Annotated in this window: 24 protein-coding genes; 20 read left to right on the forward strand and 4 right to left on the reverse strand. The window is 64.3% G+C overall.

The features are described 5' to 3' along the window. Window positions 1-54 precede the first annotated feature (54 nt). The 4 genes from hutH to QCE83_RS29680 all read left to right on the forward strand — a co-directional run bounded on the left by hutH (window position 55) and on the right by QCE83_RS29680 (window position 3,520). The gene (hutH, locus tag QCE83_RS29665) at window positions 55-1,584 is read left to right on the forward strand and encodes a histidine ammonia-lyase (RefSeq protein ID WP_309819612.1); all 1,530 of its coding nucleotides are present in this window, start codon (window positions 55-57) and stop codon (window positions 1,582-1,584) included. Next, on the forward strand, window positions 1,581-2,276 hold the full coding sequence (gene hutC, locus QCE83_RS29670) for a histidine utilization repressor (protein ID WP_309819614.1): 696 nt from the start codon (window positions 1,581-1,583) through the stop codon (window positions 2,274-2,276). The genes hutH and hutC overlap by 4 nt, the downstream gene beginning before the upstream one ends. A gap of 7 nt (window positions 2,277-2,283) precedes the next feature. Then, window positions 2,284-2,865, forward strand: coding sequence for a HutD family protein (locus QCE83_RS29675; RefSeq protein ID WP_309821170.1), 582 nt, complete (start codon window positions 2,284-2,286; stop codon window positions 2,863-2,865). 331 nt (window positions 2,866-3,196) lie between these two features. Then, entirely contained in the window at window positions 3,197-3,520 is a 324-nt protein-coding gene (locus QCE83_RS29680; protein ID WP_309821171.1) for a DUF4148 domain-containing protein, read from the forward strand. Between the two features lie 291 nt (window positions 3,521-3,811). On the opposite strand, the gene QCE83_RS29685 is transcribed toward QCE83_RS29680, so the two are convergent. Further along, complete coding sequence (locus QCE83_RS29685; protein ID WP_309819616.1) at window positions 3,812-4,516, reverse strand: TetR/AcrR family transcriptional regulator; 705 nt, start codon at window positions 4,514-4,516, stop codon at window positions 3,812-3,814. 340 nt (window positions 4,517-4,856) lie between these two features. On the opposite strand from QCE83_RS29685, the gene QCE83_RS29690 reads away from it, so the two are divergent. From QCE83_RS29690 to QCE83_RS29725, 8 genes are all read left to right on the forward strand, one after another. Continuing rightward, window positions 4,857-6,137, forward strand: a complete 1,281-nt coding sequence (locus QCE83_RS29690; protein ID WP_309819618.1) for a Zn-dependent hydrolase — start codon at window positions 4,857-4,859, stop codon at window positions 6,135-6,137. 86 nt (window positions 6,138-6,223) lie between these two features. Further along, window positions 6,224-7,558 (forward strand): NAD(P)-dependent oxidoreductase, encoded by a 1,335-nt coding sequence (locus QCE83_RS29695; protein WP_309819620.1) that lies wholly within the window; start codon window positions 6,224-6,226, stop codon window positions 7,556-7,558. Window positions 7,559-7,582: 24 nt separating this feature from the next. Next, window positions 7,583-8,869, forward strand: a complete 1,287-nt coding sequence (gene preA / locus QCE83_RS29700; protein WP_309819621.1) for an NAD-dependent dihydropyrimidine dehydrogenase subunit PreA — start codon at window positions 7,583-7,585, stop codon at window positions 8,867-8,869. A gap of 58 nt (window positions 8,870-8,927) precedes the next feature. Further along, window positions 8,928-10,415: an NCS1 family nucleobase:cation symporter-1 gene (locus tag QCE83_RS29705; protein ID WP_309819625.1), complete on the forward strand. Its 1,488-nt coding sequence runs from the start codon at window positions 8,928-8,930 to the stop codon at window positions 10,413-10,415. Between the two features lie 37 nt (window positions 10,416-10,452). After that, the gene (gene hydA / locus QCE83_RS29710; protein WP_309819628.1) at window positions 10,453-11,907 is read left to right on the forward strand and encodes a dihydropyrimidinase; all 1,455 of its coding nucleotides are present in this window, start codon (window positions 10,453-10,455) and stop codon (window positions 11,905-11,907) included. A 114-nt stretch (window positions 11,908-12,021) separates the two neighbouring features. Then, window positions 12,022-12,798: a CDP-diacylglycerol diphosphatase gene (locus tag QCE83_RS29715; protein WP_309819629.1), complete on the forward strand. Its 777-nt coding sequence runs from the start codon at window positions 12,022-12,024 to the stop codon at window positions 12,796-12,798. 109 nt (window positions 12,799-12,907) lie between these two features. Next, entirely contained in the window at window positions 12,908-13,183 is a 276-nt protein-coding gene (locus QCE83_RS29720; protein WP_309819633.1) for a BrnT family toxin, read from the forward strand. A gap of 161 nt (window positions 13,184-13,344) precedes the next feature. Continuing rightward, window positions 13,345-13,521, forward strand: coding sequence for a hypothetical protein (locus QCE83_RS29725; protein ID WP_309819635.1), 177 nt, complete (start codon window positions 13,345-13,347; stop codon window positions 13,519-13,521). Window positions 13,522-13,985: 464 nt separating this feature from the next. Here the strand turns inward: QCE83_RS29725 and QCE83_RS29730 are convergent, their stop codons facing one another. Together QCE83_RS29730 and QCE83_RS29735 are read right to left on the reverse strand one after the other, a co-directional pair. Then, window positions 13,986-15,269: an aspartate carbamoyltransferase gene (locus QCE83_RS29730; RefSeq protein WP_309819637.1), complete on the reverse strand. Its 1,284-nt coding sequence runs from the start codon at window positions 15,267-15,269 to the stop codon at window positions 13,986-13,988. Window positions 15,270-15,306: 37 nt separating this feature from the next. Then, the gene (locus tag QCE83_RS29735) at window positions 15,307-15,726 is read right to left on the reverse strand and encodes a secondary thiamine-phosphate synthase enzyme YjbQ (RefSeq protein WP_309819640.1); all 420 of its coding nucleotides are present in this window, start codon (window positions 15,724-15,726) and stop codon (window positions 15,307-15,309) included. Window positions 15,727-15,883: 157 nt separating this feature from the next. On the opposite strand from QCE83_RS29735, the gene QCE83_RS29740 reads away from it, so the two are divergent. The 3 genes from QCE83_RS29740 (at window position 15,884) to QCE83_RS29750 (ending at window position 18,679) form a co-directional block, all read left to right on the forward strand. Further along, window positions 15,884-16,342, forward strand: a complete 459-nt coding sequence (locus tag QCE83_RS29740; protein WP_309819642.1) for a BON domain-containing protein — start codon at window positions 15,884-15,886, stop codon at window positions 16,340-16,342. A 95-nt stretch (window positions 16,343-16,437) separates the two neighbouring features. Continuing rightward, on the forward strand, window positions 16,438-17,880 hold the full coding sequence (locus tag QCE83_RS29745) for an NfeD family protein (protein WP_404985860.1): 1,443 nt from the start codon (window positions 16,438-16,440) through the stop codon (window positions 17,878-17,880). Window positions 17,881-17,905: 25 nt separating this feature from the next. After that, window positions 17,906-18,679, forward strand: a complete 774-nt coding sequence (locus QCE83_RS29750; protein WP_309819644.1) for a slipin family protein — start codon at window positions 17,906-17,908, stop codon at window positions 18,677-18,679. Window positions 18,680-18,685: 6 nt separating this feature from the next. On the opposite strand, the gene QCE83_RS29755 is transcribed toward QCE83_RS29750, so the two are convergent. After that, the gene (locus QCE83_RS29755; protein WP_309819646.1) at window positions 18,686-19,222 is read right to left on the reverse strand and encodes a carboxymuconolactone decarboxylase family protein; all 537 of its coding nucleotides are present in this window, start codon (window positions 19,220-19,222) and stop codon (window positions 18,686-18,688) included. Window positions 19,223-19,409: 187 nt separating this feature from the next. Here QCE83_RS29755 and QCE83_RS29760 point away from each other — a divergent pair, with 187 nt between their 5' ends. The 5 genes from QCE83_RS29760 (at window position 19,410) to QCE83_RS29780 (ending at window position 25,124) form a co-directional block, all read left to right on the forward strand. After that, window positions 19,410-20,333 (forward strand): LysR substrate-binding domain-containing protein, encoded by a 924-nt coding sequence (locus tag QCE83_RS29760; RefSeq protein ID WP_309819648.1) that lies wholly within the window; start codon window positions 19,410-19,412, stop codon window positions 20,331-20,333. 175 nt (window positions 20,334-20,508) lie between these two features. Next, window positions 20,509-21,600 carry an HlyD family secretion protein gene (locus QCE83_RS29765; RefSeq protein WP_309819650.1) on the forward strand — a complete coding sequence of 364 codons (1,092 nt, stop codon included), beginning with the start codon at window positions 20,509-20,511 and terminating at the stop codon, window positions 21,598-21,600. An 11-nt stretch (window positions 21,601-21,611) separates the two neighbouring features. Further along, window positions 21,612-23,198 (forward strand): DHA2 family efflux MFS transporter permease subunit, encoded by a 1,587-nt coding sequence (locus QCE83_RS29770; protein ID WP_404985863.1) that lies wholly within the window; start codon window positions 21,612-21,614, stop codon window positions 23,196-23,198. Window positions 23,199-23,223: 25 nt separating this feature from the next. Continuing rightward, window positions 23,224-24,678 (forward strand): efflux transporter outer membrane subunit, encoded by a 1,455-nt coding sequence (locus QCE83_RS29775; protein ID WP_309819652.1) that lies wholly within the window; start codon window positions 23,224-23,226, stop codon window positions 24,676-24,678. Further along, the gene (locus tag QCE83_RS29780) at window positions 24,675-25,124 is read left to right on the forward strand and encodes a PaaI family thioesterase (RefSeq protein WP_309819655.1); all 450 of its coding nucleotides are present in this window, start codon (window positions 24,675-24,677) and stop codon (window positions 25,122-25,124) included. The genes QCE83_RS29775 and QCE83_RS29780 overlap by 4 nt, the downstream gene beginning before the upstream one ends. Window positions 25,125-25,274 lie beyond the last annotated feature (150 nt).

The raw sequence follows: 25,274 nt of genomic DNA on the forward strand, positions 1-25,274 counted from the left end.
GCGGGCTGACGCTGCGTTTAGACTTGAGCCTGACTTGTATAGACAGGACGAATCATGATGATGCTCACGCCCGGCCAGTTGACCCTGCCGCAATTGCGCCGTATCGCGCGCGGCTCCGACACGCTCCAGCTCGATCCCGCGAGCTTCGCCGCCATCGATGCCAGCGCGCAAGCCGTTGCCGCGATCGCCGCCAAGGGCGATCCGGCCTACGGCATCAATACGGGCTTCGGGCGGCTTGCCAACACGCATATTCCCGCCGATCAGCTCGAACTGCTGCAGAAGAATCTGGTGCTGTCGCACGCGGTGGGCGTCGGCGAGCCGATGTCGCGTCCGGTCGTGCGCCTCCTGATGGCGCTCAAGCTGTCGAGTCTCGGGCGCGGTCATTCGGGCATCCGCCGCGAAGTCATCGAGGCCCTCATCACGCTGTTCAACGCCGACGTCCTGCCGGTCATCCCGGTGAAGGGCTCGGTCGGCGCATCCGGCGATCTCGCGCCGCTCGCGCATATGTCGACCATCCTGCTTGGCCTCGGCGAAGTGACGATCCGCGGCGAGCGGGCCCAGGCCGCCGACGGTCTCGCGGCCGCCGGTCTCAAGCCGCTGACGCTGCAGGCGAAAGAAGGTCTCGCGCTGCTCAACGGCACGCAGGCTTCGGCGGCGCTCGCGCTGCATAACCTGTTCGCGATCGAGGACCTGTTTCGCACCGGACTGGTCGCGGGCGCGCTGTCCGTGGATGCGGCGGCGGGTTCGGTCGTGCCGTTCGATGCGCGCATTCATGAATTGCGCGGGCATCGCGGGCAGATCGAGGCGGCGTCGGCGTATCGGACGCTGCTGAAGGGCTCGGGCATCAATCTGTCGCACGCGGACTGCGAGAAGGTGCAGGATCCGTACAGCCTGCGCTGCCAGCCGCAGGTGATGGGCGCGTGTCTCGACCAGATGCGGCATGCGGCCGACGTGCTGCTGATCGAATCGAATGCGGTCTCGGACAATCCGCTGATCTTCCCCGACACGGGCGAAGTCCTCTCGGGCGGCAACTTCCACGCGGAGCCGGTCGCCTTCGCCGCCGACAATCTCGCGCTCGCTGCCGCTGAAATCGGCGCGCTGGCGGAACGTCGCATCGCGCTGCTGATCGACGCGACGCTTTCCGGACTGCCGCCGTTCCTGGTCCGCGACGGCGGCGTCAACTCCGGCTTCATGATCGCGCACGTGACGGCGGCGGCGCTGGCGTCGGAGAACAAGACGCTGGCGCATCCGGCATCGGTCGATTCGCTGCCGACTTCCGCCAATCAGGAAGACCACGTCTCCATGGCTACCTTCGCCGCGCGCAAGCTGGGCGATATCGCCAGCAACACGGCCAACATCCTCGCCATCGAACTGCTGGCCGCGGCGCAGGGCGTCGACTTGCGCGCGCCGCATCGCACCAGCGCGCCCTTGCTCGACGTCATGGAGACCCTGCGAGCACACGTGCCGCATTACGATCTCGACCGTTACTTCGCGCCGGACATCGCGGCGATCGCCACGCTCGTGCAGCAAGGCGCGATTGCACGGCACAGCCCGTTTGCGTTCGCGTCGGAACAGGCGGCATGAGCACGCCTGCGTATCAGGAGATCAAGGACTACATTCTCCGGCGCATCCACGTGGGCGAATGGCGCGAGGGCGATCAGGTGCCCTCCGAGAACGAGCTCGCGCGGGAGTTCAAGGTGGCGCGCATGACCGTCAACCGTGCGCTGCGCGAGCTCACCGCCGAGCAGGTTCTCACGCGCGTGCAAGGCGCGGGCACCTTCGTCGCGCAGCCGAAATATGCATCGACGCTCGTGGAGATCCGCAGCATCTCGGATGAGATCGCCGCACGCGGGCATGCGTATCGTGCGCAGGTGCTGCATCTGGGAGCGTCCATCGTCGACGAACAACTGGCCGCCGAAATGCAGCTTGCGCTCGGCAGCCCAGTGTTTCATTCGCGCGTGCTGCATCTTGAAAACGATGAGCCCGTGCAGCTCGAAGAACGCCATGTGAATCCCGTGCTTGCGCCGGAATATGCACGACAGGACTTCACGACGATCACGCCTAACCAGTACCTGATGAGCGCGGCGCCGTTGCAGCGTGTGGAATATCGCATCGAGGCGTCGGTGCCTTCGGCGGAGATCCGGCTTGCGCTCGCGATGAAAGAGCACGCGCCTTGTCTGCTGCTGCATCGGCGCACCTGGTCGCGCGACGCGGTTGCGTCCGTGGCCAACCTCTGGCATCCGGGTGACCGCTATCAGTTCACCGGACACTTCTGAATTCATGATGATTCGTGCAGCTTCGCTTGCGCCGCAGCCGTGGAAGAACGGCGGCGGCATGACGCGGGAAATCGCGACGGGGCCACAGGGCGCGTCGCTGGATGGGTTCGCGTGGCGTCTCTCGCTCGCGGACGTGGCGCAGGATGGCGCGTTCTCTTCGTTTGCGGGCATCGATCGGGTGCTCGTGCTGCTCGATGGCGCAGGCATGCGGCTCGCGGAAGCGGGCGGTGCGATGCATGTGCTCGACCGGCCGCTGGCCATGGCGCGCTTTGCGGGCGAGACGCAGATTCACGCCACGCTGATCGACGGTCCGACGCGCGATTTCAACGTGATGGTCCGTCGCGATCTTGCGCGCGCGACTGTCGAGGCCCGGCGTGGCGCGCATGCGGTCGAGTGTGCGCATGATGTGACGTTCGTCTTCTGCGTGAGCGGACAGATCGAGATCAAGCTCGCCGACGGCGCTCGCCTCACGCTTCATTCAGCCGACACGCTGCGGCTCGATCAACCGGCGGCGTGCATCGCGGACAACGATGCGGGGTGGCTGCACATCGGTATCGATTTGAATCGGGACCGCGCGACGGCCGGCTGAAGCTGTCAGCAAAATGGCGATTGGCTGGCCAATGTGCAATGACGTTTGGACTGCGCGTACGCGGGATGGCGCGCGACGGATGGTGGCGTCCTTAAAAATCACAGCAAAATCAACAGGATGAAGCCGCGTCAAACGATTATGCTGCCGAAAGTCGTTTCATCCGTCAAAAGGCATTATTGCAATCGGAACAAATATGTTTCATTGAAATCGGGGTTTCCCCTAGGTTGTCTGCCTCCTACACTGTCTTCAAGCGAAACGAAATCAGAAACGACTTAATTAGCTTCCGATTCGGTTTCGATTTCAAAACAAGACAAACTGGAGGTTCATCATGATCAAGGCACTCGTTCCCGCACTCGTCATCGCCACTGCTCTTGCTGCTCCGAGCTTCGCGTTCGCACAAAGCAATGCGCCGGTGACCCGCGCTGAAGTCCGCGCCGAACTGGTTCAACTGGAAAAGGCCGGCTACAACCCGTCGCAAGACCGCGTGAACTACCCGCAACAACTGCAAGCAGCACAAGCCCGTGTGAACGCCGAAAACGGCCAGACGGCTTATGGTGCTTCGACCGCAGGCACGTCGCAATCGGGCGCAGCGAACGGTGCAGCGCGCGCCAACGTGTCGATGTCGGATCGCAACTCGGTCTACTTCGGCCACTGATTTGACCCGGCGGATTCGCCGGGAAAGCAGCGTTGAAGAGCAGGTGCAGTAGATGTGGCAACTGAAGTGGCAGTCGAGGTGGTAGTTGAAGGTGAAGCAGCAGTTGAAGTTGACGTTGCAGTTGCAGTCTCAGAAAGCAAGAGCAGTGGCAGTACCGGCAGTACTTGCGAGAAATGCAGTAAGCAGTGAAGCATCACCGCAGCAAGCAGTACGCATCACGCAGTTAGCGTCACGCAGTAAGCATCACGCAGTACCGGAACGCCGGCCGCTACAGAGCGACCGGCGTTTTTTTTACTTCTCGCCTGCGCCCGCATCGCCAGGCGACACCGCGCCACACGCGCGAATCACGAGCCTGACCACTTCCTCCGTCTGCTCGTCGAAGGCCTTGCGCGTCAGCGCACGCTTGCCCTTGAGCGCGCGGATCTGCGCATCGAAGTCGGCGTAATGCTGGGTGATCGCCCAGATCATGAACATGAAGGTATCCGCCTCGACCGGCGCGAGCAGGCCGCGCGCGACCCAGCCGTCGATCACTTTCACACGCGTGTCGAGCCATGGTTTCACGCGCGCGTTGAGAATGTCCTGCATGTGATGCGCGCCGTGGATGATCTCGCTCGCCCACACCTTCGAGCCGAGCGGCCGGCGGCGCGACAGCTCCATCTTGGCGCGCACATAGCCGCCGATGGCTTCGACAGGATCGTCGCTGCATTCGAAGGTATCCGCCGCGCGATGCCAGTCCTCGAACAGGTCTTCGAGCACGCGACGGTACAGCGCCAGCTTGCTCGGGAAGTAGTAATGCAGGTTGGCCTTGGGCAGGCCGGCGCGCTCCGCGATCATCGCGGTGCTCGCGCCTTCGAGTCCCTTCTCCGCGAAGACCTCTTCCGCGCAGGCCAGCAACTGCGCTTCGTTGCTCTCGCGGATCTGCGCCTTGCGCCGCCGCAAAGGCGGTGCTTCGGCCGCGCTTTCAATGATGCCGTGTGCCGCTTCGTCGTGTCTCATCGTCGATTGTCGAGCTCGTGTGTGCCGCATCGTGCCTCAATTGCGCCGTTCATGCACGCCGCGCTGCATCGCGACGAAAGCGCCGCCTCAGCCATGCCACATCGATGCTGCACAGCAATGGCATGCAAATCGCTTGGTACGCCGGCGCACGAAAGACGTTGATTTGCTTATTTTAATCGGCTACAACCTGTCCAACCGGACAGGATTCGACAAGTGCTCTCATCGACAAGAAGCACATTGCCTGCAGCATGCATCGCAGAACAGACTTGTGCACCGCCACTGTGCGGCATGCACGAGCGCGGTTCCCACAGACGAAGGCCGATAGTAAGGAGCGCGTCGCATGAACGCTGTCACGGATTCACTTCGAGAGGCTGGTCTCGACACATCCATCAAGGTCAACGGCGAGAGACTGTGGAACAGTCTCATGACGATGGCGAAGATCGGCGCCACGCCCAAAGGCGGCGTCTGCCGCCTGGCGCTGACCGATCTCGACCGCGAAGGCCGCAATCTCATCGTTTCATGGGCGAAGGAAGCGGGCTGCACGGTGAGCGTCGATCAGATGGGCAACGTGTTCATGCGGCGCGCCGGCCGCAACCTTGACGCCTTGCCTGTGATGACCGGCTCGCACGCCGATTCACAACCCACCGGCGGCCGCTTCGACGGCATCTATGGCGTGCTCGGCGGACTGGAAGTGATCCGCTCGCTGAACGATCGCGGCATCGAGACCGAACATCCGATCGAAGTCGTCATCTGGACCAACGAGGAAGGCTCGCGCTTCGCCCCGGCGATGGTGGCGTCGGGCGTCTTCGCAGGCGCCTTCACGCTCGACTATGGCCTGTCGCGCAAGGACACCGACGGCAAGACGATCGGCGAGGAACTGAAGCGCATCGGCTATGCGGGCGATCAGCCATGCGGCGGCCGCAAGCTGCATGCAGCATTCGAACTGCACATCGAGCAGGGACCGATACTCGAAGCCGAGAACAAGACGATTGGCGTCGTGACTGATGCGCAGGGCCAGCGCTGGTATGAGATCACGCTGACGGGCCAGGAAGCGCATGCGGGCCCCACGCCGATGCCGCGCCGCAAGGACGCCTTGCTCGGCGCCGCGCGCGTGGTGGATCTGGTGAACCGCATCGGCCTCGATCATGCGCCGCTTGCCTGCGCGACGGTCGGCATGCTGCAGGTGCATCCGAATTCACGCAATGTGATTCCGGGCCGCGTGTTCTTCACGGTGGACTTCCGTCATCCCGACGACGCCGTGCTCGCCCGCATGGATGCGGCGCTGCGCGAAGGCGTCGAGCGCATTGCGGGCGAGATCGGCCTGCAGACCGAGCTCGAGCAGATCTTCTACTACGAGCCCGTCAAGTTCGATGCCGCGTGTGTCGCGTCCGTGCGCGCGGCGGCGCAGCGCTTTGGCTACTCGCATCGCGACATGGTGTCGGGCGCGGGCCACGATGCGTGCTATCTCGCGCGGGTCGCACCGACATCGATGGTGTTCGTGCCATGCGTGGACGGCATCAGTCATAACGAAATCGAAGACGCGACGCAGGAGTGGATCGAGTCGGGCGCCAACGTGCTCCTGCACGCGATGCTCGAACGCGCGTCGGAACCCGCCTCTTAAGCAACGCCTTTGTCATCGCTCATCAATCCGTCCGCGACCCCACACGCGGACGGAAGGCACCGTCACGCCTTCATCGAGGATCGTGTATGACCATGAAAACCATCGGCGACATTGCGACCGGACGCCTCGCACCGGAACAGCTTGCCTGCGAATTCGCGGATGTCGCACCCTTGCTCGACGCCACGGCAGCGGCCGCCGCCGCGAGCCGCTGTTTCTATTGCTACGACGCGCCGTGCATCCAGGCGTGTCCCACGCAAATCGACATTCCCGGCTTCATCCGCAAGATCGGCAACGGCAACCTGAAAGGCGCCGCTGTGGACATTCTCTCGGCCAATCCGCTCGGCGGCATGTGCGCGCGCGTCTGCCCGACGGAGATTCTTTGCGAAGGTAGTTGCGTACGCAATCATCCGGGCGACAAGCCGGTGGCGATCGGCGCATTGCAGCGTCACGCGACCGACCGTGCCATGGCCCGGGGCGAGCCCTTGTTCTCGCGCGCGCCGGAGACGGGCCGGCGCGTGGCGGTCGTCGGCGCGGGTCCGGCAGGGCTCGCGTGCGCGTATCGGCTCGCGCTGGCGGGACATCGCGCGGTGATCTTCGATGCACGCGACAAACCAGGCGGCCTCAACGAATACGGGGTCGCGGCGTACAAGACGGTCGAAGACTATGCGCAGCGCGAGATCGAATGGCTGCATTCGATTGGCGGCATCGAGATCAGGACGGGCATGGCGCTCGGCCGCGATGTCACGCTCGACGAGCTGCGGACGCAATACGACGCGGTCTTCATCGGCTTCGGGCTGGCGGGCGTGCGTGAACTGGCGCTGGACGGCGAGACGCTCGGTGGCGTGATGAACGCGGTGGATTTCATCGAGCAGGTGCGTCAGGCCGATGAACTCGCGAGCGTGCCGGTGGGGCGGCGTGTGGTGGTGATCGGCGGCGGCAATACGGCCGTGGATGCCTGCGTGCAGAGCCGCAAGCTCGGCGCGACCAGCGTGACGATGGCCTACCGGCGCGGCGTCGACAACATGAGCGCGACGTGGGCGGAGCGCGAGTTCGCGCAGACCAACGGCGTCACGATCGTCACGCATGCGAAGCCCGTACGGCTGCTCGGCGCGGACGGCCAGGTGACCGGCGTGGAGTTCGAACGCGACGCGGAGCGCTTCGTGATCGAAGCCGACATGGTGCTGAAGGCGATCGGTCAGACGCTCGTGCCGGTGGGCGTCGCGCACGAACTGCTGACGCTGGATGGCGGACGCATCGTGACGGACGAGAACCGCCAGACGACCCTCGCCAAAGTCTGGGCGGGCGGCGACTGCGCGACCCATGAAGGACTCGATCTGACCGTGCAGGCGGTGCAGGACGGCAAGCTCGCGGCGGCGTCCATCGACGCATCGTTCGAACTGACCGCCATCAAGGCTGCGTAGACCCTTAGAAGGAATGCAACGAACATGGCTGACCTGACTTGCAACATCGCCGGCATCACTTCGCCGAATCCCTTCTGGCTGGCCTCCGCGCCGCCCACCGACAAGGCCTATAACGTCAACCGCGCCTTCGAGGCGGGCTGGGGCGGCGTGGTCTGGAAGACGCTGGGGCTGGACCCGCACGTCGTCAACGTGAGTTCGCGCTACGGCGCGGTCCAATGGAACGGCCAGCGTATCGCCGGGCTGAACAACATCGAGCTGATTACCGACCGGCCGCTCGATATCAACCTGCGCGAGATCGAGCAGGTGAAGCGCGACTGGCCCGATCGTGCGTTGATCGTGTCGCTGATGGTGCCGTGCAACGAGCGTGACTGGAAGTGGATCCTTACGCAGGTCGAGGACACGGGCGCCGATGCGGTCGAACTGAACTTCGGCTGTCCGCACGGCATGAGCGAGCGCGGCATGGGCGCGGCCGTGGGACAGGTGCCCGAATATGTCGAGATGGTCACGCGCTGGGTGAAGGAGGGCACGAAGCTGCCGTGCCTCGTCAAGCTGACGCCCAACATCAGCGACATCCGCATGGGCTCGCGCGCCGCGTTCAAGGGCGGTGCGGACGGCGTGTCGCTGATCAACACGATCAACTCGATCGTAGCCGTCGATCTCGACGAGATGGCGCCGATGCCCACCGTCGATGGCCGCGGCACGCACGGCGGCTATTGCGGCCCGGCCGTGAAGCCGATCGCGCTGAACATGGTCGCGGAAATCGCACGCGACCCGGAGACGCCGAACCTGCCGATCTCGGGCATCGGCGGTATCTCATCGTGGCGCGACGCGGCCGAGTTCATGGTGCTGGGCGCGGGCAGCGTGCAGGTCTGCACGGCGGCGATGCACTACGGCTTTCGCATCGTCAGCGATCTCGCGGATGGCCTCTCGAACTGGATGGACGAAAAAGGCTACGCGACGCTCGACGACATTCGCGGCCGCGCCGTGCCCAACGTCACCGACTGGAAATACCTCAACCTCAAGTACGACATCAAGGCGCGCATCGATCAGGACAAGTGCATTCAGTGCGGGCTGTGTCATATCGCGTGCGAGGACACGTCGCATCAGGCCATTCTTGCGCAGAAGGACGGCAAGCGTCATTTCGAAGTGGTCGATGCGGAATGTGTCGGCTGCAATCTGTGCATGCATGTGTGCCCGGTCGAGCAGTGCATCACGATGGAGCGCGTCGATGCCGGCGAGTACGCGAACTGGGCCACGCACCCGAACAATCCGGCGCGCGTGACCGACGAAGAATCCGTGAAGGCAGCCTGAGCGGGGCGTTGCGTTCCGCATCCATCGTTTCCTGGACACATCAACCGGAGTGCATCCGATGAAGCAGACAGCGCACGACGTCGAGGCCAGCAGCCTGTACAACGACGATCTCGCGCCGACCGGCCCTGCGCAGCGAACCTGGAAGTGGTATCACTTCGCGGCGTTGTGGGTCGGCATGGTGATGAACATCGCGTCGTACATGCTCGCGGCCGGACTCACGGAGCAGGGCATGTCGCCATGGCAGGCGGTGCTCACCGTGCTGCTCGGCAACCTGATCGTGCTCGCGCCGATGCTGTTGATCGGCCATGCGGGCGCGAAACACGGCATTCCCTATGCGGTGCTGGTGCGTTCGTCGTTCGGCACGCAGGGCGCGAAGCTGCCCGCGCTGTTGCGCGCGGTGGTCGCGTGTGGCTGGTACGGCATCCAGACCTGGCTGGGCGGCAGCGCGATCTACACGCTGCTGAACATCCTCACCGGCAACGCGCTGCACGGCGCCGCGCTGCCGCTCATCGACATCTCGCTCGGACAGCTGGCGTGCTTCCTCGTGTTTTGGGCCTTGCAGCTGTACTTCATCTGGCATGGCACGGATTCGATCCGCTGGCTTGAAAGCTGGTCGGCGCCGATCAAGGTCGTGATGTGCATCGCGCTCGTGTGGTGGGCGACTTCGAAGGCAGGCGGACTGGGTTCGATGCTGTCGGCGCCGTCGCAGTTCGCGGCGGGCGGCAAGAAGGAAGGACTGTTCTGGGCGACGTTCTGGCCGGGACTCACGGCGATGGTCGGCTTCTGGGCGACGCTCGCGCTCAACATTCCCGATTTCACGCGTTTCGCCCGCACGCAGCGCGACCAAGTGATCGGCCAGTCGATCGGACTGCCCGTGCCGATGGCCTTGCTCTCCGTGATCTCGGTGGTCGTGACCTCGGCGACGGTCGTGATCTACGGTTACGCCATCTGGGACCCGATCGACCTGACGAGCCGCATGACGGGCATCGGCGTGGGTGTCGCGCTGCTGATCCTCACGCTCGACACCATGTGCTGCAATCTCGCGGCCAATCTCGTCGGACCCGCCTATGACTTTTCGAGCCTGTGGCCGAAGGGCATCTCGTACCGGGCGGGCGGCATGATCACGGCGACCGTCGCCATCGTGATGATGCCGTGGAAGATTCTCGCGACCACGCAGGGTTACATCTTCACCTGGCTGGTCGGCTATTCGGCCTTGCTCGGACCGGTGGCGGGCATCCTGATGGTCGATTACTTCCTGATTCGCGGCACGCGGCTCGATCAGCGCGAACTCTTCGACGAGCACGGCGAGTACTCGTATAGCAACGGCTGGAACGTGGCTGCCGTGGTCGCGTTGCTGGTCGGCGTGCTGCCCAACTTGCCGGGCTTTCTGCACACCGCGTTTCCGGCCTCGTTCCCGGGCGTGCCGGCCTTCTTCAATACGCTCTACACGTATGCGTGGTTCGTGGGCCTCGTGCTGGCGGCGCTGGTCTATGGCTCGTGGATGAAACTGCGCGGCTCGCCGCGCGCCGGCGTACTCAGCGCCTGAACGGCTCATTATCGGATTGCTTTCTGGAGGACGACTCATGCCTATCCTGATTCGCGGCGGCACCGTCATCGATGCGGACCGCACCTATCGCGCCGACGTGCTGTGCGCGGACCGGCAGGCCGGCGGCGCGATACTCGCCATCGGCACGGATCTCGACGCGCCCGCCGGCACGCAGACAGTCGATGCGGGCGGGCAGTACGTGATGCCCGGCGGCATCGATCCGCATACGCACATGGAACTGCCCTTCATGGGCACGACCGCCAGCGACGACTTCTACACCGGCACGGCGGCGGGTTTGTCGGGCGGCACGACGAGCATCATCGACTTCGTGATTCCGAGCCCGAAACAGCCGCTGATGGACGCGTTCAAGGAGTGGCGCGGCTGGGCCGAGAAGGCGTCGGCGGATTATGGTTTTCACGTCGCGGTGACGTGGTGGGACGAGTCCGTGCATCGCGACATGGGTTTGCTCGTGCAGGAACACGGGGTGTCGAGCTTCAAGCATTTCATGGCGTACAAGAACGCCATCATGGCCGACGACGAAGTGCTGGTGAACAGCTTCACCCGCTCGCTCGAACTCGGCGCGTTGCCGACGGTGCATGCCGAGAACGGCGAACTCGTGTTCCAGTTGCAGAAGCAGTTGCTCGCCAAGGGCTTTCAGGGGCCGGAGGCGCATCCGCTGTCGCGTCCGCCGGAAGTGGAGGGCGAGGCCGCCAACCGCGCGATCCGCATTGCGCAGGTGCTGGGCGTGCCGTTGTACATCGTGCATGTGTCGGCGAAAGATGCCGTCGATGTCATCGCGAAGGCGCGCAATGACGGGCTGCGTGTGTTCGGCGAAGTGCTGCCGGGGCATCTGGTGATCGATGAGTCTGTTTATCGCGATCCGGACTGGACGCGTGCCGCCGCGCATGTGATGAGCCCGCCGTTCCGGTCGGCCGAACATCGCGAGGCCTTGTGGCGCGGCTTGCAATCGGGGCAACTGCATACCACCGCGACGGATCATTGCGTGTTCTGCGCGTCCCAGAAGGCGATGGGCCGCGAGGACTTCACGCGTATTCCGAACGGCTGCGGCGGCGTGGAAGACCGGATGTCGGTACTGTGGCATCACGGCGTCAACATGGGCCGCCTGACGCCGAACGAGTTCGTGCGCGTGACCTCGACCAACGCAGCGCAGATTTTCAATCTGTATCCGCGCAAGGGCGCGGTGCAGGTGGGCGCCGACGCGGATCTGGTTGTGTGGGATCCGAACGCGACGCGCACCATCTCCGTGAAGACGCATCATCAGAACGTGGACTTCAATGTCTTCGAGGGGATGACGGTGCAGGGCGTCGCGACCAGCACGCTTTCGCGGGGCGCGCTCGTCTGGACGGACGGCGAGATGCGCGCGGAGCGCGGCGCGGGGCAGTATCTGAAGCGTCCGCCGAACGGGTCGTACTTCGAGGCGGCTCGGGTGGCGAATCGGCTGAAGGAGCCGCATCCGGTGGAGCGGGTCTGACGCAGCGGTTGCGAGGCGTGGCTCTTTTTTGAAGATGCGGTTTTACGCTCTTTCACGCGCTCGCAAGCATAATCCGGCAGGCTGGTGACTTTCACACACTGCCGGATCATGCCGATGAAGATTGTTCAGGGAATGGGGCGCCTCGCGGCGCTGTGCGGCGTCGCCGTTGCGCTCGCGTTGCCGGTCGCATGCGCGGCGAACCCGAACGCGTTGTGGGACATCGTCCACGATTATTGCGAGCCGGCCGCCGAAGGCGCGCCGGTGAAGCAGAAGTGCGCGGACGTGAATCTGCCGGAAGGCTATGCGGTGCTCAAGGATCTCGTGGGCGTCGCGCAGTATCTGCTGATTCCGACGGCGCGCGTGTCGGGCATTGAAAGTCCCGCGCTGCTGGCGCCGGATTCACCCAATTACTTTCGCGATGCCTGGAACGCACGCGGGTATGTCGACCGCAAGCTGCATCGCACCTTGCCGCGCGATGAAGTGTCGCTCGCGATCAATTCCGCGAGCGGGCGCACGCAGAATCAACTGCATATCCATATCGATTGCCTCGCCGCCGATGTCGCGCAAACCCTGAGAGAGGTGGGACCGCGGATTGGCACGGAGTGGGCGCCGTTGCCGGTGCGGCTGCGCGGGCACGTCTACAGCGCAATGCGTATCGACGATGCCGATCTGTCGCACACGGATCCGTTCAAGCTGCTCGCGCCGTACGCCGCGCAACGCGGACAGACGATGGGCCAGCAGACGCTGCTGCTGGTGGGTGCGGCGCGGAGTGATGGGTCGGCTGCTTTCTATCTGCTCAACGATCATGTGCAGGCGGGCGACTGGGCTTCGTCGGAGGAGCTTCAGGATCACACGTGCTCGCTGGCCGATCGGTCTATAGAGAAACCTTGAGGGTTGCAGAAGAATGAAGTGACGCGGGATCTCGCGAGGATTCGTATCAGGCGGTTGCGAATTCGGAGATTTCGCGGGTTGTTACTTCAACTTCTGGGAACCACAATGAATGTATTCGGATATCACGTTTGACCCGTTGAAGGACGCGATCAATTGTCTTCAGCATGGGGTGTCGCTTAGGCTTGCGAGTGAGATAGCTTGGGATGAAGTCGTGCTGGAAGTGGACGATCGTCGAGATTATGGAGAAGTTCGGGAGGTGGGCTATATGCCCATTCGCGGACGCATGTTTTGCGTGGTACTTACGCAAAGGAACAAGTCACGGCGCATCATAAGCCTGCGTCGCGCAAACAAAAGGGAAACACGAAGATATAAAAAGGGTCTATGACCAACTCGACTTCTTGAAGTCGGAGAACGACAAAAACTTGGAGCGACGGGCCCATATTATGGGCGGCGCAAGAAGCAGATCATATCTTGTTTTATTTTTAGCCATTCCAAAGCACGCGGCAGCGTGCGTCCCAATACATAGCCAGAACGATAGAGAAACAAATGAAAATTGAACGAGCACCCAATGGTTTGATTCTTCCGACGGACGAGGAGGAAGAACAAATCAACCGCGGCATAGCATTGGACCCGGACACCTGGGAGATGACCGACGAAGAGTTCGCACGCCTCAAGCCCTACGCCATTTATGAGGAGGAACGCCGGAAGGCGGGTCATCGGTAGCGCAGTGATCCGCCTTGATCGGGCTCCCATCGCTGGCCTCCACGCAACCATGCGCGCCGCGAAACACGTCGATCAACCTCTTGCGTGATTGTTGTAAGCGAGGTGGGCTATAGCCTATTTGAAGACGCGTGTTTCGCGGAGATTGACGCAGAGAATCAAAGCGCGGGGACCTATCAGCCTGCGTCGCACATACCTTAACCTGACCGTAAGAGAGAACAATGGGACATGACCGAACACCTAAAGGTTTCATCCTCCCCACAGACGAAGAAGACGAAGCAATCAACCGCGGCATAGCATTGGACCCGGACACTTGGGAACTTACCGAGGAAGATATCAAGCGTCTCAAGCCCTACGCCATCTATGAGGAGGAACGCCGAAAGGCAGGTGATCGATAGCGCGATGCATGGCCGCAATTCCGCCGCACGTCACTAGCCCTGTGGCAATCACGTGCGGCGCGAAACCGATCAATCGAACCCCTGAAACACCGCATCGTCCGGGCCAATCGAAGCAGGCGATTTCCACGCGGCATCGCGCATCGAATGACGCACCTGATGTTCAACGCCCAGCAGCACCGCGAAAATCGCCATGCGCACGGCAATGCCGTTATCGGTCTGCCGGAAGATCGCGAGGCGCGAGTCGTGGTTCAGGTCCGTTGCAAGATCGTTCGCGCCCGGCCGGCTGTCGCGCGGCAACGGATGCATGATGAGCGTGTCGCGGCCGCATACCGCATCGACGAGTGCCTGATTGATCTGGAAATCGGGCGTATAGCCTTCGATGGACTCATCCGCGAATCGCTCTTTCTGAATGCGCGTCGCATACACGACGTCCGCGCCAGCCAGCCCGGCGTGCAGATCGCTGGTCTGTTCGATCACATGATCGTTGCGTGCAAGACGGTCGATGATATGCGCCGGCATCTCCAGCGACCCTGGCGAGACGAGCGTGAACTTGAGTCCCTTGTAGAGCGAGAGCAGCTTGGCGAGGGAATGCACGGTGCGGCCGTACTTGAGATCGCCGACCATCGCGATATGCGCGCCATCGACAATCTTGCCGAGCCGCGAGAACTCGCGCTGGATCGTATAAAGATCGAGCAGCGCCTGGCTCGGATGTTCTCCTGGTCCGTCGCCGGCGTTGATGACGGGAATGTTCGTCGCGCGCGCGAACTCTGCGACCGAGCCCTGTTCCGGATGCCGCACGACAATCGCGTCTGCATAGCCGCTGATCACGCGGCTCGTGTCGTAGATGGATTCGCCCTTGGCCATCGACGAAAACGTAAAGCCGGTGGTGTCGCACACTGAGCCGCCCAGTCGCGCGAACGCTGCGCCGAAACTCACGCGCGTACGCGTGCTGGCCTCGAAAAACAGATTGGCCAGTACCGCGCCTTCAAGTACCCGCGTGATCTTCTTGCGGCGCGCAATGGGCTGCATCATGTCGGCCGTGCGGAACAGCGCCTCGGCGGATTCACGCGAGAACTGGTCGATGGACAGCAATTGCGGCCGTCCCTCAAACGCAATGTAAAAATGTGCGCTTTGCGTATATTCGCCATTCTGCGGCATGCCGCTGAGAATCTCCGCGACGTAGCGCGCCGCGATTTCCGGCATCGCGCGGGATTCCGGCGACTCGTCCGGCAACAGCCACGTATCCAGCGCGCGTCGCGTCACGCCGATGCGTCCCGCAAAAGCGTCGCGGGTCATGTTCAGGCGCCGCATGGCGTCGCGAAGAATGGTCTGCTGCTGAAGATGCTGGGACATGGCGCCGCTCCGAAATATACGCGGTGCGTATAGTAGATTACTCGCCAATCAGATGCAACACCAGTTCACGTTGATATTCCGCCGTGCGGTGCTCGAAGACATAGATGCCTTGCCACGTGCCCAGGACCATGCGTCCGGCCTCGACGGGAATCGAAAGCTGCACGGTGGTCAGCGCCGTGCGCAGATGCGCGGGCATGTCGTCGGGGCCTTCGGCGTCGTGCACATAGCGGCCCGGCGCCTCGGGGGCCACGGTCTCGAAGTAGCGCTCCAGATCCACGCGGACGTCCGGATCGGCGTTTTCCTGGATCAGCAGCGAAGCCGACGTGTGCCGGCAGAACAAGGTCAGCAGGCCGGTGCGGATGTCCTGGAGGTCGATCCAGCGGTCGATGTCGCGGGTGACTTCGTGCAGGCCGCGCGAGCCTGTCGCGACCGTCAGATGGTGCAATGCCTGTTTCATGTCGGTCTCGGTGCGGAGAGTGCGTCGGGATGTTCAGTGTATCGGCTTGAGCGCGGGCGGTTCGTGCCGGGGCAATGAACTATGCTGTTCGAATCCCGGCTCGATGAAGGGCGTCACGATGCGCGCAGCGCTCCCCATCTCAAGAACGCTCTCGCGCGTGCGCGCGGTGCTGGCCGTCGCGCTGATCGTGTCCACATTGGCCCACGCCGACGAAGCCCGTGAAAACCGCGGGCACGATCCTTTCATTCAGGTGTCGAGCGCGCTGCCTGGTTGCACCGCACCCCCCGGACCGTTCGAGACCGAGCAGGAGTGGCTCGACGAGGCGCACTACCGCATCGAGCGCGGCAACAGCTGCTGGCTCGCGGGCCGTTGCCGTCTCTCGAACAGCTACGACTACGACCAGGAAATCGCGGCAAGTGTGACGCGGCGCCTGAATGCGCTGAATGCGTCGTTCCAGTGGCGCGAGAAGACGACGCTGTGGCTGACCATCCAGCGTCGCTTCATCTACGTCGATGGCTGCGTCCCACGCGATTTCGACCGGAGCCACTTTATCTCGGCACTCGGCGAGACGGCCGATGTCGACAAGGTCATCGACCGGATCACGGTTCGGCAGTGAACGCGCGGCGCATCCGTTTGCTCTAAGCTTGAAGCGAAGACGAAACGGCAACATGAGGAGGACCGCAGCGGCGTGCGCGCTGGCGGTGTCGGCCCATGACAAAGAAACTCGTTGACTGCATGCGGATCTGCGCCCGGCTGTGGCTGGTCGCGCTGGTTGCGTTGGTCGTGACGGCGTCCGCACACGCGGCGCCGGCGCCGGTCGTCGTGATTCCGCTGAAAGGGGCAATCGGCCCGGCGAGCGCGGATTTCGTCGTGCGCGCGCTGGCTCGTGCCGCCGCCGGGCATGCACAGCTCGCGGTGCTGCAACTGGACACGCCCGGTGGCCTCGACCTGTCGATGCGCTCGATCATCCAGGCCATGCTCGCGTCGCCGGTGCCGGTGGTCGTGTTCATCGCACCGAGCGGCGCACGCGCCGCCAGCGCCGGCACCTACATCGCCTATGCCAGCCATATCGCGGCGATGGCGCCCGGCACGACGCTCGGCGCGGCGTCGCCGGTGCAGCTCGGCATCGGCGGCGCGGGAGGTGAGCCGTCGCGCGCGGGCAAGGAAGCGTCGGCAACAGATTCCCAATCGACCGAAACCCGCAAGCAAATGCAGGACGCCGCCGCCTATATACGCGGCCTCGCCCAGTTGCGCGGGCGCAATGCGCAATGGGCGGAACGCGCCGTGCGCGAGGCCGTGGCGCTCTCGGCGGACGAGGCGCTCGCCCAGCACGTGATCGACCTGAACGCCGCCGATATCCCCGATCTGCTCACGAAGCTCGATGGCCGCCACGTGCGCACCGTCGCCGGAGAACACGTGCTCGCCACACGCGGCGCGTCCGTCGAGACGCTGGAGCCGGACTGGCGCAGCCGCTTTCTCGCGACCATCACGGACCCGAGCGTCGCGCTCATCCTGATGATGATCGGCCTCTACGGCCTGTTCTTCGAGTTCGCCAATCCGGGCATGGTGCTGCCGGGCGTCGCGGGCGCGATCTGTCTGCTCATCGGACTGTTTGCGCTGCAACTCCTGCCGGTCAGCTATGTCGGACTGGGACTGGTCGTGTTCGGCCTCGGCTGCCTGATCGCCGAGATGTTCCTGCCGACTTTCGGCGCGCTCGGGATCGGCGGCATTGTCGCGTTTGCCATTGGCGCGCTGATGCTGATCGATACCGATGTTCCCGGCTTCGGCATTCCGTTGGGCGTCGTGATCGGCCTCGCCCTGTTCACCGCGTTGTTCGTGTTCGTCGTGGGGGGCGTGGCGCTGAAAGCGCGCAGGCGGCCGGTCGTGAGCGGTGCGGAGGCGATGACCGGCAGCATCGGCGTGATGCTGCCGAGCGATGGCGCAGCGCCCGGCAGCGGCTGGGCGCGCGTACACGGCGAGCGCTGGCGCGTGCGCACCGGCGACGCGCAGGCGCTGCCGGCCGATGGCACGCGCGTACGCGTGATCTCACGCCAGGGACTGACGCTGACGGTCGAAGCGCACGAGGCGCACGAGGCGCACGAAGCGCATGAAGCGATCAAAGCGCACGAACCGACCAAAGCCGGTCATCCATGAACACCTTTACAGCGAAGCTCGCGAAATGGGGCTTACCTTCGGTTTCGGCGGCATTCTGATTGCACTCGTCGTCTTCATTCTGGCGTCGGCGGTGCGCATCTTTCGCGAGTACGAGCGCGGCGTCGTCTTCATGCTCGGGCGCTTCTGGAAGGTCAAGGGCCCGGGCCTGGTGCTGATCATTCCCGTGGTGCAGCAGGTCGTGCGGATGGACTTGCGCACCGTCGTGTTCGACGTGCCGCCGCAGGACGTCATCACGCGCGACAACGTCTCCGTGAAGGTGAATGCGGTGGTGTACTTCCGGGTCGTCGATCCGGAAAAGGCCGTGATCCAGGTCGCGCGTTTTCTCGAAGCGACCAGCCAGCTTGCGCAGACCACGCTGCGCGCGATTCTCGGCAAGCACGAACTGGATGAACTGCTGTCCGAGCGCGAGCGCCTCAATGCCGACATTCAGCACGTGCTCGATTCGCAGACCGACGCGTGGGGCATCAAGGTATCGAACGTGGAGATCAAGGACGTCGACATCAACGAGACGATGATCCGCGCGATCGCCCGGCAGGCCGAAGCCGAACGCGAGCGCCGCGCGAAGATCATTCATGCGGAAGGCGAGCTGCAGGCCTCCGAGAAGCTGTTGCAGGCGGCGCAGATGCTCGCGCAGGCGCCGCAGGCGATGCAACTGCGTTATCTCCAGACACTGACGACGATCGCCGGCGACAAGAATTCGACGATCGTCTTTCCGGTGCCGGTCGATCTCGTCAGCGCGATCGTCGACCGCTTCACCGGCAAGAACAACGCGCCCTGAGCCGCTTCAGACCAGCTTCGGGAAGTCGAGCGTCGTGTCGTTCACGCGGTTCACGAGATTCGTGAAGTTGATGACGCTCATCGCGAACAGCGTGTCGATCACTTGCGCTTCCGAATAACCCGCCGCGCGCACTTCGTCGAGACGCGCTGCATCCACCGTGCCGCTGCTGCTGACGAGATGCCGCACGAAGCGCACCAGAGCGTCACGCTTCGCGTTGCCGGTGGCTTCGCCTGCCCTAATCTGCTGGGTTTCCTGCTGCGTGAGACCGACCATCTTGCCGACCACCGTATGCGCGGCAGCACAGTAGTCACAGCCGACGAGTTCGCTGACGGCGAGCTTGATCGCTTCGACATCGGCCTTCTCGAGGCTGCTCTTCGCCAGGATCGCATCGCCGTTGAGCGTGGCGCCGAGCGCGGCCGGGCTGTGCGTGCCGATGGTTGCATAGGCGTTCGGCACACGGCCCATGGCCTTCTTGATGCCGGAGAACAGGTCGGCGGTGACGCCCGTGGCTTCGTTGACGTTGACTTGGGAAAGACGTGACATGGTGAGCTCCTGGGTTCGTTGACAAGCCATGTGGATGGCGTGAGTGAACTTTAGGCGCGCGCCGCCGCGGCGTGAATGTCCGATCGACTCGTAAAACCGCGCAATCGTCTCAAGCGTCGGAAGAGCGTCCCGGCTTGCTTCGTGCCATGATCGGGGCTTCGCCTCCGCCTGCATCGACGAAACCGCAATGGATTATCTGACGAGCCTGAAAGTGTTCTGCTCGGTGGTCGAAGCGAAGAGCTTCGCGCGCGCCGCCGACATCCTGGGCTTGTCGCCGCCGGTGGTCTCGCGCGCCATCGCGGGGCTGGAAGAGCGGCTCGGCAGCCGCCTGTTCAACCGCACCACGCGGCAGATCTCGCTGACCGAGACGGCCGAGCGCTTCTATGCTGATTGCTCGCGCCTGCTCGACGAACTCCAGGCCATGGAAGAACGCGCGTCGCACCGCGCCAGCGAGGCGACCGGCCTGTTGCGGCTGGTCGCGCACACTACGGTGATGACGAGCCGCTATACGCCGCTCGTCGCCAGCTTCAGGCGCGCGCATCCGCACGTGCGTCTCGACGTGACGCTGACCGAACGGCCCGTCGATCTCGTCGGCGAAGGCTACGATCTGGCCATCGTGCTGCCGTTCATGCTCACCACCGACACGGCAGTCACGCGCCTGCTGGAAACCATTCCGCTGGTGCTGGTCGCGAGTCCCGCGTATCTCGCGCGGCATCCCGCGCCGCGCCATCCGTCCGAACTGACGGATCACGAATTCGTGCCGATGTCCCCGTCGATCCGCAAGCCCGCGCTGACCTTCCGCATCGGCGGCGAGGAGCTGCGGGTGCCGCTCGGTCACGGCGTGACGTCAAACAGCGCGGTGTTCAACCGCGAGATGGTGCTGCAGGGCTTCGGCATCGGCGTGTTGCCGACCGCGCTCGTCGATCGCGACGTGGCCGAAGGCCGCCTCGTCACGCTGCTCGACGCCTATGAACGCGTCGATTCGGCCATCGAGATCCGCATTGCCTACAGCACGCGCGCGCTGTTGCCGGCCAAGGTGCGCGCCTTTGTCGAGCATGCGGTGCGTTTTTGCATCGATTCAGCGATGCTGGCCGACACCGCCCAGTCCTGACCGCAGCCCCGCCCAGCCTGGCTCGGGGCGATTGTTTCCGTCCGTGTCATTCACTCATGCGAGCCGTGACGGTTGACGGGGTGCATATGCACATCTAGTCTTCCGGCCTATGACGGACGGCTTGATCGGTCCATTTTTCACTCTCAATCGTGCATATGCACACAAAGCTGACAAAATGACGACTCCAACGACAAACATTCCCTCGGTCGCCGCGCCCGCCCTGGCGCGGCCAGCGCGGCGCATTCCGTGGATGCTGCTGGCGCTAGGTCTGGTCGGACTGGTGGTGATCGCGGCGGCGGCGTGGTGGGCGCTGGTGCTGCGCTTCCAGGAATCGACCGACGATGCCTACGTGGGCGGCGACGTCACCGTGCTGGCGCCGAAGGTGAACGGCTTCGTGACGGACGTGCTGGTGCAGGACAACCAGCCCGTCAAGGCGGGCCAGGTGCTGATCCGTCTCGATTCCCGCGACTATGACGCGCGGCTCGCGCAGGCGGACGCCGATCTGTCGGGCGCGCGCGCCGCCGTGGTCGAACTGCAGGCGAAGGACGCGCTCCAGGCCGCCGTGATCAACCAGCAGCAGGCGGAAGTGCATGCGTCGGCGGCGGAACTGACGCGCAGCGCGCAGGACCGTTCACGTTATCGCGAGCTGGTGAAGGACGACGCGGTATCGAACCAGATCGTCGAGCGTGCCGATGCGGACTACGCGAAAGCACAGGCGTCGGTGGACCGCAGCGGCGCGGCGCTGGTCGCGGCGAAGCGCCAGCTGAGCGTGATCGATGCGCAGATCGCCGACGCCGAGGCGCGCGTGGCCACCGCCGCGGCGGCGCGACGGGTTGCGGCGCTGAACGTGGAGTACACGACGATCCGCGCGCCGGTGGACGGCTATGTGGGCAACCGGACGGCGCGCGTCGGCGTGCTGGCGAATGTCGGCACGTCGTTGCTGACCGTGGTGCCCGCAACGGGTCTGTGGGTCGACGCGAACTTCAAGGAAGACCAGTTGAAGAAGATGCGCGCGGGCGATACGGCCGATATCGAACTCGATGCGTCGAACCTGCCGCTCAGCGGCCACGTCGAGAGCCTGGCGCCCGCGACCGGCGCGACCTTCAGCGTGCTGCCGGCAGAGAACGCGACCGGCAACTTCACGAAGATCGTGCAGCGCGTGCCGGTGCGCATCCGTCTCGACGTGCCGAAGGGCATGGAGAACGTGTTGCGTCCGGGCCTGTCCGCGACGGTGAAAGTGCATCTGCGCCAGCAGGCGAACGGCTGAGGAGCGCGCTCATGACCCGATCACCGACCCCGGCGCCGCTCGCCGACCCGTCGACCCAGCCGCTCAATCTGCGCGCCTTCGCGTTCGCGCTGATGTGCCTCGGCTTCTTCATGGCGACGCTCGACATCCAGATCGTCGCGTCGTCGCTGAAGGACATCGGCGGCGGCTTGTCCGCGAGCCAGGATGAACTCTCGTGGGTGCAGACCTCGTATCTGATCGCCGAAATCCTGGTGATCCCGATGTCCGGCTGGCTCTCGAAAGTGTTCTCCACGCGCTGGCTGTTCGCGGCATCGGCGGTGGGTTTCACGATCACCAGCATGCTGTGCGGCATGGCGTGGGACATCAACTCGATGATCCTGTTCCGCTGCCTCCAGGGCGCGCTCGGCGCCGCAATGATCCCGACCGTCTTCACGACCGCCTTCGTGCTGTTTCCAGGCAAGCAGAGACTGATTGCATCGACAACCATCGGCGCGCTGGCCTCGCTCGCGCCGGCGGTCGGTCCGGTGATCGGCGGCTGGATCACCGATCAATGGTCGTGGCACTGGCTGTTCTACCTGAACGTCGTGCCGGGTCTCGTGGTCGCGTTGCTGGTGCCGAAGTACGTGCATATCGACACGCCGGATCTCTCGCTGCTGAAGAAGGGCGACTATCTGGGCATTGCGCTGATGTCGGGTTTTCTGGGCTGCCTCGAATACGTGCTGGAAGAAGGGCCGCGCAAGAACTGGTTCGGCGACAACGTGATCATCGCGTGCACGTGGATCTCGGCGATCTGCGGTTTCCTGTTCCTCGTGCATGCCTTCACCGCGAAAGACCCCATCGTCGATCTGCGTGCGCTCGCGGTGCGCAACTTCGCGATCGGCAGCGTGCTGTCGTTCGTGACCGGCATCGGCATCTTCGTCTCGGTGTTCCTGACGCCGGTGTTCCTTGCGCGCGTGCGCGGTTTCGATTCGCTGCATACAGGTCTCGCGCTGCTGTCGGTCGGGTGTTTCCAGTTGCTGTCGATCGGCGTGTATGGCTTCGCGTCGCGCTTCATCGACATGCGCGTGTTGCTGGCCTTCGGGCTCGTCTGCTTCGGTGCGGGCTGTTACTTCTATACGCCGCTCACGCATGACTGGGGCTGGCAGCAATTCCTGCTGCCGCAGGCGCTGCGCGGCATCGGTCAGCAGTTCGCGGTGCCGCCCATCGTCACGATGGCGCTCGGTTCGCTGCCGCCGTCGCGGCTCAAGTCGGCGAGCGGCCTGTTCAACCTGATGCGCAACCTGGGCGGCGCGATCGGCATTGCGGTGAGTTCCACGATGCTCAACGACCGTCTCAATCTGCACTATCTGCGCCTCAACGAGAACGTGACGACCGGGCGCTCCGCCGTGGAAGACATGCTGGCGCGCAGTTCGTCGCATCTCGCCTCGGTGGCGGGCGACGCGCTGAACGCCTCGCAGGCGGGGCTGGCGTCGCTGCACGCGCTGGTGCTGCGCGAGGCGCTCGTGCTGACCTTCGCCGACTGCTTCTACGTGCTCGCGCTGTGTTTTCTGTTCGGCCTCGCGACCGTGCTGTTCGCCAAGCCGATAGGCGTTGCGCCGGCATCGCCGGACGCTCATTGAATCCGGTTTCCATCCGACTCCGACCATGAAGAAACTCGTCCTCTCAACCATCGCGCTTCTGACGCTTGCCGCCTGCGCGGTGCAGCCCGCCACGCACGCCGACCTGCCCGCGACCGTCCAGGCCACCGCGCCCGTCGACTGGAGCGTCGTGACGCCCAAAGCCGCCGCCGATCCGCTCGCCTGGTGGCAGCAGTTCAACGATCCGCTGATGCACGAACTGGTGGCGTCGGTGCTCGATGAGAACCTCGATCTGCAAGCCGCGCTCGAACGCGTGAAGCAGGCGCAGGCCATCACGACGCAGCGCCGCTCGGTGCTGCTGCCGCAACTCGATGTCAATGCCGGCGCGTCCGATTCGCGCCAGAACACGCCGCCGCCGCTCGGTTACGTGAGGCAGGCGGGCATCGGGCTCGCGCTGAGCTGGACGCCTGACGTGTTCGGCGGCGAGCGGCTGGAACTGCTGGCCTCGCAGGCGCAGCTGGTCGGGCGGCAACATGCGGCGGATCAGGTGCGGCTCGCGCTGGCGGCGAACACGGCCGCCGCGTATATCGACCTGCGCTGGGCCCAGGCCGAACTGAAGATCCTGCAGGACAATCAGGCGATCCGCGAGCGCGCGCTCAGGCTCACGCAGCGCCGCCTGCAATACGGCCTTTCCACCCAGCTCGATGTCGCGCGCGCGCAGAATCAACTGAGCGATCTGCTGTCGCGCATTCCGCGCACGCAGGCCACGATCCAGCATCAGTTGAGCCTGATCGCGGTGTATTCGGGACGCACGCCGGAAGCGCTCGACCGCCTGATGCTCGCCGATGCCGGCACGGCGCCGCGCATTCCGGTGCCGGCGGGCGGCGCGCCGCAGATGTTGCCGTCGGAGGCCTTGTTGCGCCGTCCCGACGTGCTGGCGGCCTACGCCACGGTTCAGCAACGCGCGGCCGAAGTGGGCGTGGCGCGGGCGGAGCGCTATCCGAAGTTCTCGCTGCGTCTGACCGATGGCCTGCTGGCGTCGTCGTATCTCGGCCTGCCGACGCTTACCGACAACCTGTTCTCGGCCGCGCTCAATGCCACTAGTCCGATCTTCAACGCGGGGCGCATCACGGCGGAAATCGGTCAGAACGAGAGCCGCATGCGCGAATCGGAACTCGATCTGCGCCAGACGATGCTGCAAGCGCTGAAGGACGTCGAGGACACGCGCAGCGATCTCGTCAGCACGACCGAATCGAGCGCGCGCCTGAACGATGCGCTCACGGCGTCCGGTCAGTCGCTGACGCTGTCGACGCAGCTGTACAAGGGCGGCGCGGCGAGCTTCCTCGACGTGCTCGACGCCCAGCAGACCTATCTGCGCGACGCCGATGCGCTCAACCAGTCGCAACGCGACCATGCGCTCGCCGCCGTGGCCTTGTACCGCGCGCTGGGCGGCGGCTGGAGCGTCACTGGCGACGACAGCACGATCCAGACAGCAAGCAGCACGACGGAGAAGGCGAAATGAGTCTGATCGAAGAGACGGCTGCGGGCCTCGATGGCCTCGCGCAAATGCGCAAGCTGATTGCGAGCGGGCGCAGGCCCGGCATCCTGGTGTCGCTGGAATTCGACTTCATCGAAGTGGAAGCGGGCCGGGCAGTGTTCGCGGGCGTGCCTGGCGATCATGCGTACAACCCCATCGGCACCGTGCACGGCGGCTATGCGGCCACGCTGCTCGATTCCGCATGCGGTTGCGCGGTGCACTCGTGCCTGACCGCGACGCAGGCCTACACGACGCTCGAACTCAAGGTGGCGTACCACAAGGCCATTACGCGCGACACCGGCGTGGTGCGCGCGGAAGGGCGCGTGCTGAGCATCGGACGGCGTGCGGCGTTCGCCGAGGCATCGCTGATGGACATGAGCGGGCGGCTGTTCGCATCGGCGACGTCGACGCTATTGGTCATGGAACGCTAAGGCGCCCGACGTGCTTCGCGCCCACTGACGGCGGTTCGCCGACGATCAGGCGCACGGTCATGCGAATCGAAGGTCATGCAGCAATCCGGCCTTCGATTTTTTTGTGCTGTTGTGGCGTCCCGTCCCATCGGAATGTCGGAATTCTTCTAG

Source organism: Caballeronia sp. LZ034LL (genome assembly GCF_031451215.1).
GTDB lineage: Bacteria > Pseudomonadota > Gammaproteobacteria > Burkholderiales > Burkholderiaceae > Caballeronia.